Below are 10768 nucleotides of genomic sequence, written 5' to 3'. Positions count from 1 at the left end.
TTCATGTTCATTGCGCATTATGCAGCCATAAGAAAAGGTTTTGCCGCTTTTATTATAAATCTTCCTCAGGCAGAAGTATAACTTTCCAGATTTTACGCCTCTTTCACATAAGTGAGAAGGAGTATTGAAGGGATTGTCAGCGCAAGCGAAATGCAGAAAGGCGCAAGGAAACCGAACTTGTCCCAGACTATTCCTGCGATTAATGAGGAGGGAAGGGCGCACATCCCAATCACCATCTGGAAAAGCCCGAGAGCGCTTGCCCTGTATTTCTCAGGAGCAAGCTCTGAAACAAATGTCCTCTGCACAGGGTCAAGAATTCCCTTATGTATTCCGTAAAGCACAAAAGAGAGTATTATCGCCCAGGGATACATTCTGAGAAAGATGAAGCACCAGCAGACAAGCCCCCAAAGGATGTATGCAACCATAAGCATTGGCTTTCTTCCAATCTTATCGGCCATCCTTCCTGAAGGGAGCGAAAAGAGGAATGCAACAGAAGTGAAAATCAGGTAAAGAACAGGAACAAAGCTTATCTTGAACCCGAGCCTGCTTGCAAAAACAAGAAGGAAAGAGTAGCTGAATGAGCCGAGGGCAAAAAATGAGCTGAGGAAAAGGAAAAGCCTGAAATCCTTTCCTATTTCCTTGAAAGAGAGCCATTTGCGCTCTTCAGGATTTTCAGATTTCTTCTCCTTTATGAAAAAGAGAATAAGCGCAAGCCCTATGAATGAGGGGATTGCTGCGATGAGGAAAATATTCTTATAGCCGAGGAAGCTAAAAAAGAGAACTGTAAATACCACTCCAAAAAGCCCGCCCAGCTTGTCCATCGCCTTGAGGATTCCGAAATTTTCTCCGCGGTTAGCCCTTTTTGAAATATCTGCAAGCATCGCATCGCGGGGAGCATCCCTGATTTTACCAGCCCTGTCAAGAATCCGGAATGGTATCAGGTGCTGCCACACAGATGAAACCGCATATCCAACTCTTGAAATCCCCCCGAACAGGTAGCCGAGCCATATGAAAAGCTTCCTTTTTCTTATCCTGTCTGAAAGGTAGCCTGAAGCTGCCTGCGAAAGGGAAACTACGGCATCGCTAAGCCCGTCAATAAAACCGAGAACTGCCATGTTAGCGCCGAGGAAAACAGTGACAAAAAAGGGCCAGATAGGGTAAATCATGTCTGCCCCGAGGTCATTCAGAAAAGACGCCCATGAGAACACGCGCATAGTCTTTCTTGTGTCAATCTTTTCCTCTGAAGGCTCTTTACCCTCAGGCATCTTCATCCCTTTATTTTTATCCATTACAATCTATCAAAAACACTTATGGAGGAGTTTTATAAATATCTTTTGATTTGGAATTTATTGCAATGAATATTGCAGTATATTTTGCATCTGGGAATTTGTTTTGCATTTGTGAATCATGCCAAAAGATTATGCTAAAAGAATTTTTAATAATGATTTTTTTAATAAGAATTATTTTGGATTAATTATTTTAAATTATTTAAAGAATATTATCTAAAAAAAAAATATTTAAATATTTTAAAAATTTACTCCTCTTTCTGTTCTTCCTTTTCCTCGGAAAATTCGGGCTTCGGCGCAGAAACGGTTTTTTTCTTGGGGAGAGGCATTGGCCTTCTCACAGTCATCGGGATTAATCCCTTTTCTGACTCCATCTCTGCAATCTTTACAGGGTCATACCTGACTTTTTCAAGCTCTTCCTGCCCCATCTTTATCATAAAAGGGGCGCCCATTGCTATCTGAAGAGCCCTGCTTCCTATCATTCTCGCCCTTTCATATTTTGTGTAAACCTGAACTTCCGCTTCTTCCTTCTGCTTTTTCATGAAACCATCTCCTGATAAACCTGATTAAAGGTTAGTTTTTGGCTGTCTTTCTTAAATTTTGCCCTTTATTGCCTTCCTTATCTCATCTGCTTTGCTGATTGCAATATCCAGCATGCTTGAAATGTCTTCCATTGTAAGCGGGTGCTCTCCGCCTTTCTGGAGGGCGCATATTGTCCCCTTCTCTGTTATTGAGGCAGTAAGCCTGACCTCTGAAACCTTTTCTTCTTCAGAGCTTGGGTCCACAAAGAATTTGTTCCCCAGCTTTAATACTGTGCATGGAAGGGGCAGCCTTGCCATGGGAAGCCTTTCATCTGTCTTTTTATGGTAGTCTATCTTTTCGCCGTCATATTTTGGGAACCTTGCATTCATAAGAGCTGCAAGAGCGGCAATCCCTGAAGCGTCTATTAAGTTTCCTGAATCGTTTATTGTGCATAAGTCAATATTGACCATCCATACCTTCTCATTTTCCTTTATGCACAGCTTTTTCAAATCAACTGCCTTTGCCTCCCTTATTCCCCTATCCACAACCCTTGCAACCTCAACTGCCTGTTCCCCAGGAGGGCCTGATTCAAAGTCCGGGTTTGAAAGCGGCAGGAGTTCTACATTGACTGCGATTGTCCCTTCTGCCGGCGTGTCCGGGTAAGGAGTTCCAATCTCCATTTTAACCCCGCAAAGCACTTCGGTTTCCCCGATTTTAACTTTTGCAGAGCCCTCTGCTGTCTCTATTATTCCTGTTTCAACTTCAATGCTTCTGTATTCCATGGGCTTTCTTCCGTCAAGCCTGACTTCCTCTGAAAGCGCCTTTTTTATCTGTTCCTTGAGATCTTCATCCATATCAATCGCCTTTTAGTTTTCCTCTGTTTTTGCTTCTTCAATCCCTTCCCCTAATTTCCTGAATTTTTCCCTTAGAGCATCCCTCTGGATTTTGTGAATCTGGGGGACTGCCTTTTTGAGGAGTGAAAGGGCGTCCATAAGCTGCTCCTTTTTTATCTCCCCGTCCATCTGCAAAAGTGAGATTTCCCAGTTTCTTGGAATTACGCACACTGGAATATCTGAAACCTCTCCCTCAAATGCCTCTTCCTCATAGTTGAGGTCCACAAGAACCCTGTCATCAACCTTTCCAACTGCAACTGCAACAGGCAGATCCCTCATTGCAAGCCCTGCATCTGCCAGGGCAATTGCTGCTGCGCAAATCCCTGCGCACCTTGAGCCGGCATCTGTCTGAGAGAGCTCAATGAAAACATCCACAACTGAATTGGGAAAATCGCTAAGGTCAAGAACAGGAAGGAGCGCCTTCTCTGTAACCATTGAGATTTCCTTTGACCTTCTTGAGCCTCCAGGCCTTACCCTTTCCCCCGCGCCTGAAAATGGCATCATGTTATACCTGCATCTGAGAATCCCCTTTTCAGGATCCTGCATGAATTTTGGGAAAAGGTTCCTTGGCCCGTATACAGCTGCATAGGCTTCAGTCTTGCCCATCTTGAAATATGCTGAGCCGTCTGCCCTGGGGATTACCCCTGCCTTTGCAGAAATCGGCCTTAATTCATCAAATTTTCTTCCGTCCAATCTTTTTTCGTAACTCAAATTGATCACCTTTCAAATCATTACCTAAAATTGCTCTTCTTCGCTGAAATGCTGCTCATGGGATTCTTGCCCTGAATTTCCATTTTCAGGATTCTTTTCAGAATTCCCCTCTGGGCTTCCCTCGCTTCCTCTTCTGAAGCTGTCTTGCCTGGTGCTTGCGAACCTGTGCTCATTTCCGCTTCCGTATTCCCTGTGCTCATGGTATGGCCTTCGCTCCTCTCTTCTTTCCTCTCTTCTTTCATAGCCTTCGCCATTGCCATAACTTTCTGACTCGCTTTCAGGGCTGGAAATCCTCTCGCTTTCAGGCCTTGGAGTGTAGTTCAATGCCTTCTCCATCCTTTCTGTAAGCCCTGAGATGTGGGCTTCATTCTCAATCTTCCTGATTGCATTGACTGCCTTTACTGCATCAGCGGGCGCTCCCTGAAGAAATACAAGCCCGTTCTGCCCTACGACAATATTGCAGTTTGTGGCTTCCTTTATTATTGAAACCATTGAGCCGTTTTTTCCGATAATCCTTGGAACCTTTGAAGGGCTTACTGCGATTACAATTCCTCCGATAAGCTTCCTGAGCCCGGGACCCTTCATAGTCATGTCCACAAGCTTCTGCGATGTGACATTTATCACTTTTGCGAGGAGGTAGTCCCCAATCTTGAAATACTTGGTCAGGTCAGCGCCCCTGCTTATGTACCTTGAGCTTGCATCCTTCATTGAGAGCATTGCTGAATAGGCTGAGTTTGTGTCAACTCTCCATCCGCTCATGCTGACATCAATGACTTTGCACACTATTGTATCGCCGATTTTCGGCATGTATTTTCCTGAAAGCGGAACAAGCTTGATTAAGCTCCCGCTCACGCTTATCATCCCGAGCCTTGCTGAGATTATGTTCTCGCCTTCCCTGAATGTTCCTGTGCCGGGAATGAAATCCATTCCTTCTGCAATTATGTCTCCGGGAACAACTATCTCCTTGTCTTCCAAAAGTATTTTGCCCATTTTCATATCAACTCCAAATTTTCTGTTTTCTTTTTAATGTAAACTTTTTAATGTAAAATTTTTTGCCTTTTTAATTTAAATTTTTGACATTAACTCTCTTTTTGCCATTCACTCCCTTTCCACTTTTGAGGTGAAATCCCCGTGCGCAATCTTGTTGAGCTCGTCAAAGAACTTCTCCTGAAGCCCTGCAGGCATCTTCAACTTTGCAGAGAGGCTTCCGTCAGGCATCCAGTCAGCCAAAACAATCTCGTGCCCTTTGACAACAGCATAAGCGCGGGCAGCGTGCTTTGCGGGAATCCTTAATTCAATTATCACTTTCTCAAACTTGATTGGAAGGATTGGCTGCAGCGATGCAACAATTGACTTTATCTGCTCGTCAGTTCCCTTGGCATAGTCAATCTTTACTTTCGCCTCTTCCATTGCCCGTTCAATCCTGTCTGCAGGATGGGGAAGCCCTGTTCTTGGGTCAACAGCATTCCTTGCAATAACGGAAATTATGCTTTTTCTCTTTATTTCCCTCTGATTTTCGCGGTATTCCTCTGTCACCTGGATTTCCCCCTCTCGGAGGATTTTCTCTGCGACTTTCAGTGCATCATCTGTTCCGAAAAGCTGCTTCATAAGGGCTTCTGAAGCGCGCTCGCCTTTCTTGGCGTCAGAAAAGACGTTTTCGCTGTGAAGAACCTCGTGTATGTCGGATATCTTCCCGTTTCGGAAATCTATTGCAAGGTCTGGCTCTATCACAACCTCAAAGTTCTCTCCGCCCTTCTTGATTCTTGCAACATTGAGATGAACCCTTTCCTTGTCAAAAACTATTGGTGCAGGCATTTTAACCTCTGTTAATTCTGTTTTTTACCTATCTTCAGCATTAAATCTGAAAAACAAATTCTCACTTGCTTATGCCGCTGTAGTATTTCTCAAGCTCTTTCTTGGAAACCTTCGTAATCTTTTTTTCCGGAAGCTCAACATAGGCAGCATCAATCCTGTCCATGCTGACATTCTTTTTTATGAACCTGTACATTGCCTTCATGGCAAGCTTTATTGCATCTTCCCTGCTCATGTTTTCCTTGTATTCCTTTTTCAGGATCTCCTCAACCTCTACTTCGCCCTCTCCTATTACAGCCGCCTTATACCTGAAGTATATCCCGGTAGGGTCTGTCTCATAAAGTTTTGGACCGTCAAAATCAGCTCCTGCAATAAGAAGCGAAACCCCGAAAGGCCTTAAGCCGCCGCTCTGGGTGCAAACCTGCTTTAGGTTGCAGATGTCCTTGACAACGCTTAAAACATCAATAGGGCTGTCATATGTAACCTTGTGCTGCTGCGCCTTGACCTGAGCCCTGTCAATTAAAACCCTGGCGTCAGAGATTATCCCTGCTGCTGTTGCAAGCAGATGGTCGTCAATTATCCATATCTTCTCAACAGAGTCCGCAATCACAAGGTCGTCTGTTATCCTCTTGTCTGTAAGGAGAAGCACACCGTTCTTGTATGTTATCCCGATTGCAGTTGAGCCCTGCTTGACTGTCTTCTTTGCATATTCAACCTGCAGGAGCCTTCCGTCCGGGCTGAACATTGTGATTGCCCTGTCATATCCCATTACCTGATGCTGCATTGACTGGATTTTTTCTTCAACCATTTTCCTAACCTCGCAATGATTTTTTATAAGCCTTATTTTCCTGAAATCCTAATTTGCCTGCAAATTTGCTGCCTGCAATTCTTCAATTCTCTCTTTTATTCTTCTCTTTGCTTTCCTTATTGAGCCTGATGTTGTTATGCTTTCAACAATCAGGTGCTCTTCAGCGGAATTATCAACCTTTATGTTTTTAATGGTGCATAAGGCGGCTCTCAGCATCTCATCGTAGCCGCGCTCAACTTTTATTATCCCGGTTCCTGAATCTGAATCAAATGTGTCATAAAGGGCTTTCGGGTTTGCCCGAGCGTAGGAAAGAGCCCCTGCAAGTGAGAAAAAGCTCTTCTCAAATTCCCTTGAAAAGTCAGAAAAGGGTATTCTCCTGCCGCTTTCGCTGATTATCTCAAAGGCCACATAGTGCGCTTTTTCCCTTAAAGACGGAGGCAGCGCCTTAATTTTCAGATGCTCCGGCTTTTTCTCCATCATAAGCACCTTCTATCTCCTTAATGATATGCGCGGACAAAGCGCAGGTTTCCTGCCTTTTCCCGCATGCACGCTTGTTCGAGAAATAATATTTTTGTGTTTTTTATCTCTCAGTTTTCTGGGATGGGCTGGTATTATTTAAATATTGCGGAAAAATCTGTTTTTGGCTTTAAAAGGCTTTTACACCTGAATTATATCCTTATTCTATTATTATTAAACACCGCAAATTATTTATTTAAGTACCCCGGATTTCATATTAAATGCTTTTAAATGCATCATTATCCCTTTAGGGAAGCGGGGTGTTTGATTTGGAAGAAGAAATGGATTCTAAAGACAAAGAAAAGAAAAAAGAGCCGGCAAAAAAGGCAGGGAAGCTGCCAAAGCTTGATTTCAAGCCCAACAAAAAGCTCAGGCCTACATTCATATCAAGAAAAAAGAGAAAGGTAAGATTCGCAAGGATAGCTGCAATAGTCCTGATTATAGCAGTCGCATTCCTGCTGATAAATTTCAGCAAGACAAAGGCATTCGTATCGGGAATATTTGAGAGAAGCCCTGTTATCGTGAAGGTAAACGGAGAACCAATTACAGAAAGCGAATTCAACACAGCATTCAACACCTTCTTTTTCATAAGAGGGCTTCCTGACTCATACAAGCTCATGGTGGACAGAAAGTTAGTGCTTGAGCAGCTGATAAATGAAGAGGCGCTCCTGCAGGAAGCAAGTAAGCAGGGGATAAAAATCCCTGAGAATAATGTTGACAGTGTCCTTAATGACGCAATATCAAAGAGCGCTCTCACAGAGGATACTCTGAAAATCATGCTCGCGGGAAGAAACCTCTCAATGAAAGAGCTGAGGGATTATTACAAGAGAAGCCTGACTATAATTGAACTTCTCAACAGGAGTGTTGAGCCCAAAGTCAATATAAGCGAAGCTGATGTCATAAAATTCTACAATGACAGCATGGACAAATACTCTGCAAAAGAGAATGAGATAAGATTAAGGCAGATTCTTGTTAATTCAAGCGCAGATGCAGATTCACTGCTTTCTGAACTAAAGTCAGGAGCTGATTTTGTCAGCCTCGCGCACACGCTCTCAATAGACTCTAACTCATCGCAGTACGGCGGAGACCTCGGATTTGTCACAAAAGAAACCCTTTCAAAAGAAATATCCTCAACTGCATTCTCTCTTAAGCAGGGCGAATACAGCGGGGCAATAAAGGGGGAAAATGGCTATTACATCCTCAAAAGAGAAAACAATGTGATAGCATTTGTGGAGCTCAATGGCACAATAAAAAGCGGGCTTGAAAATGTGATGAGAAACACCATTCTCAATGAATACCTCTCCACAATGAGGGGAAGGGCAAAGGTTGAATATTTCCTGTGGGCAGCTGAAAAGAAGGAAGAAACAGGGAATTTAACATCAGAAGATGTCACAGAGCCAGTAATAAAAGTGCAGTAAAAGAATCAAATTTATTTTTATTGATTTAATATTTATTTTTATTATTTCTTGATTTTAATATTTGCAGGTTATAATTATCCTTACTTTGACTATTGAAAAAAGAATGATGCGCCTATAATTTTGATAATTAAGAACCTTCAAAGAAAAGAAAAAAGAAAAAAAATCATTCAACTCATTTAAAGCTCAGCAATTGTCGCTATCTTAATCCTTGATTCTCCCGGCCTCACTTTTGAGTCCATTCCGACAAGGATTTTGACATTTGCCTTTTCTGCAAGCCTAACAAGCTCTGGCTCGATTGAGCCGTCAAAGACAATGCTCTCAATTCCTGAGTTGATATTGTTCAGGGTTCCATACAGTTCAGTCATCGGAACCTTTCCAAGGACATTCATCTTCTCGTCAAAGATGCATGCTCCTCTTGTCCCAACAAGCTCTTCGGCTGTCTGCTTGAATGTTGCGCTCTGCTCAGGTGAAAGCTTTGGCGACGGCTGCTCTTCCCTTCTTGGAGGCATCCTGATGTTATTGCTGGGCATCCTTCCTCTCATGTCCCGGCTGTCTCTGCTGTCCCGGCTATTGCCGTTCCTTCGCCTGTCAAAGTCCCTGCTATCTCTGCTGTCGCGGTTATCGCGGCTGTCTCTGCTGGTTCTTTCCTTTCTGTATTCCTCATAGGCGTTTTCGCCCTGGTGCTGCCTTTCAACCTGCTGCTGTTCCTCAGTTCCGTTTGTGTCAAGCTTCGCCTGCTCAACAGCAATCCTTCCCCTGAGCGCCTTAAGGATTTCCTTCTGGGTGATTTCCTCAACTTCCTTCCCATCGGGCGCCTTTGCTACAAAGTCAATCTCTGCAACTCCCATCATTCCCTTGATTATCAAATCTCCGCCCCTGTCTCCATCCACGAAGAGGGTTACGGTTTTCTGCTTGCTCAGGTCAATTGCTGTCTGGGGCATATTGGTGCCGTTCATTGCTATTGCATTCTTGATTCCATACTTCAGAAGGTTAAGCACATCTGCCCTTCCCTCAACAAGTATTATCTCATCTGACTCATCAATAGCAGGGCCTGCAGGAAGCCTGTCCTTTCCGTATTCCTGGACTTCCATAACTCTTACAGAATGAGTAACTTCCTCAGAAAGCTCCTGCGAGTCAGGCATTGAGGTTTCCATCCAGTTGTGGAGAAGCTCTTTTGCCCTTTCAACAATGAACTTCCTCTTGCTGATTCTTACATCCTCAATCTTATTGACTGTTATCTTGGCATCGCAGGGCCCTATTCTTTGGATTACCTCAAGTGATGCAGCAACAATCGCTGTCTCTGCCTTGTCAAGAGATGAAGGAATCTGCACGCTCCCGTATGTCTTTCCGCCTTTGGTGTCATATGCAACTTCTATTCTTCCAATTCTTCCTGAGCGCTGAAGCTCCCTCAATTCAAGGTCAGCTCCAAGAAGCCCTTCTGTCTGCCCGAAAACCGCTCCGATAACATCAGGCCTGTCAACAACTCCCTCTATTGAGATTGTTGCGTGAATGATGTATTTTGCTGATACTGGGCTGATTTTTCCCATTTTAATCAATCCTCCTAAATTCTTATTCTCTTTTGTTGTGTTGAAAAAAAATGATTTTCAACTTTTTTGCTGCCTGCTTTTCTTTCAGAAGGAGTGTTCTTACCCAAAAAGAGCCTATTTGCCTTATCTCATGCTCTGCCTGTTCATGAAAATAATAAAAATTACAGCGAGCATTCATTCCCGCTTCTTCAAAAGCGGATTTACCTTGTCTTTTTGGAAATAAGATGCAAGCATGATTTACTCCTTTCTACATTTCTTATCTTTTTTGTTTGAAAAAATTTTCAAATTCTTAATTTTTAGTGTATTCCCCCCTTAATCCAAATCATTAAGGCATTGATACATTAAACTTAACCAATCTGCAAAAATCTTAATTCAGAAGAACAACCGCCTGTCAATTATTTTTTTCCTGTTGGAATTATCAACAATCAACAGCTAATTATATTCTATTTATTCAATAAAACATGAATTGATGAATGAAAAGCGATTGCTCTTTTTTCCGCTGCTTTGGCTTTTGAATTAAAAATTTTGTAGCCCGTTTTACTAACTCCCATACTCATTGCCTGGATTTTCATCGTAAGCTCCTATGAGTACTCTCGTAACGGGCAGGAAATGGATATTAATGAGTCATATTTAAATCTTTGGTTGGAATATTTACATCTAAAAGCCAACAGAATATTAAAAGGTATATTAGAATACAAATGATTGATGATGTGCCTTTTGCAGCAATAAAAGATGGATATGCCATGGATAAAACTCAATGAACAGGAAAGAAAAATATCAAAAAGAATTATGCTCTTAGGAATTCAGGCAGGATGTTTGATACAAACGGGAAAGCATAAGGCGCTGCAAACACAAGAGCTGCTGCAACAAAAGAATGAATCCATCTCTGCGCGCCGTAAACATTTCCAGACATTCCCATATTGCTCAGGATTAAAGAGACAATCCCAACCTTCAAGCCTGCAATGATTGAAACAACCAATCCAAAGCCCAATGCGGTATTAACAAAGGGAATCCCTGAAAAAAATGGAACAGCCCCGATTACAAACCCTGAATTCATTGATGCGAAAGCAAATATTATTGAAAAAATCATTGCCTGCAAGCCGTATTTGAACTTGTAGGACATTATCCCCATTCCCATTGTCATAAAAATTGTCTCATAAAGCCCTATTGCAAGCCCGAAAAGAATCGGGGGCATAAGCAGAAACTCAGCCAATCGTATCACCCTCTTTTGTTTTGTATATTATATTATATATTT

The 10768-nt window shown here is 42.7% G+C and carries 11 protein-coding genes; 1 reads left to right on the top strand and 10 read right to left on the bottom strand.

What is annotated here, in order from left to right; genetic code table 11:
* Nucleotides 1–92 precede the first annotated feature (92 nt).
* The 8 genes from NTV63_04310 to NTV63_04275 all read right to left on the bottom strand — a co-directional run bounded on the left by NTV63_04310 (nt 93) and on the right by NTV63_04275 (nt 6509).
* Entirely contained in the window at nt 93–1265 is a 1173-nt protein-coding gene (locus NTV63_04310; GenBank protein MCX6710143.1) for an MFS transporter, read from the bottom strand.
* A gap of 269 nt (nt 1266–1534) precedes the next feature.
* Nucleotides 1535–1828 (bottom strand): DNA-directed RNA polymerase subunit K, encoded by a 294-nt coding sequence (locus tag NTV63_04305; GenBank protein ID MCX6710142.1) that lies wholly within the window; start codon nt 1826–1828, stop codon nt 1535–1537.
* 51 nt (nt 1829–1879) lie between these two features.
* Nucleotides 1880–2662, bottom strand: coding sequence for an exosome complex protein Rrp42 (rrp42, locus tag NTV63_04300; GenBank protein MCX6710141.1), 783 nt, complete (start codon nt 2660–2662; stop codon nt 1880–1882).
* A gap of 12 nt (nt 2663–2674) precedes the next feature.
* Nucleotides 2675–3412 (bottom strand): exosome complex exonuclease Rrp41, encoded by a 738-nt coding sequence (locus tag NTV63_04295; GenBank protein ID MCX6710140.1) that lies wholly within the window; start codon nt 3410–3412, stop codon nt 2675–2677.
* Nucleotides 3413–3436: 24 nt separating this feature from the next.
* Nucleotides 3437–4408, bottom strand: a complete 972-nt coding sequence (gene rrp4 / locus NTV63_04290; protein ID MCX6710139.1) for an exosome complex RNA-binding protein Rrp4 — start codon at nt 4406–4408, stop codon at nt 3437–3439.
* 102 nt (nt 4409–4510) lie between these two features.
* Nucleotides 4511–5227, bottom strand: coding sequence for a ribosome assembly factor SBDS (locus NTV63_04285; protein ID MCX6710138.1), 717 nt, complete (start codon nt 5225–5227; stop codon nt 4511–4513).
* A gap of 61 nt (nt 5228–5288) precedes the next feature.
* Entirely contained in the window at nt 5289–6032 is a 744-nt protein-coding gene (psmA, locus tag NTV63_04280; protein MCX6710137.1) for an archaeal proteasome endopeptidase complex subunit alpha, read from the bottom strand.
* A gap of 48 nt (nt 6033–6080) precedes the next feature.
* Nucleotides 6081–6509 carry a hypothetical protein gene (locus tag NTV63_04275; protein ID MCX6710136.1) on the bottom strand — a complete coding sequence of 143 codons (429 nt, stop codon included), beginning with the start codon at nt 6507–6509 and terminating at the stop codon, nt 6081–6083.
* 308 nt (nt 6510–6817) lie between these two features.
* Between NTV63_04275 and NTV63_04270 the strand changes: the two genes are divergently transcribed.
* Nucleotides 6818–7966, top strand: a complete 1149-nt coding sequence (locus NTV63_04270) for a SurA N-terminal domain-containing protein (GenBank protein MCX6710135.1) — start codon at nt 6818–6820, stop codon at nt 7964–7966.
* 176 nt (nt 7967–8142) lie between these two features.
* Here NTV63_04270 and dnaG read toward each other — a convergent pair whose 3' ends face one another.
* Both dnaG and NTV63_04260 read right to left on the bottom strand, forming a co-directional pair.
* Entirely contained in the window at nt 8143–9513 is a 1371-nt protein-coding gene (dnaG, locus tag NTV63_04265; protein ID MCX6710134.1) for a DNA primase DnaG, read from the bottom strand.
* 787 nt (nt 9514–10300) lie between these two features.
* The gene (locus NTV63_04260; protein ID MCX6710133.1) at nt 10301–10726 is read right to left on the bottom strand and encodes a hypothetical protein; all 426 of its coding nucleotides are present in this window, start codon (nt 10724–10726) and stop codon (nt 10301–10303) included.
* Nucleotides 10727–10768: the final 42 nt, after the last annotated feature.

Source organism: Candidatus Woesearchaeota archaeon (assembly GCA_026394965.1).
Classification (GTDB): Archaea; Nanobdellota; Nanobdellia; order Woesearchaeales; family 0-14-0-80-44-23; genus JAPLZQ01.
Note: the sequence above shows the minus strand (reverse complement) of the source record. Positions and strands in the feature narration are given on the sequence as shown.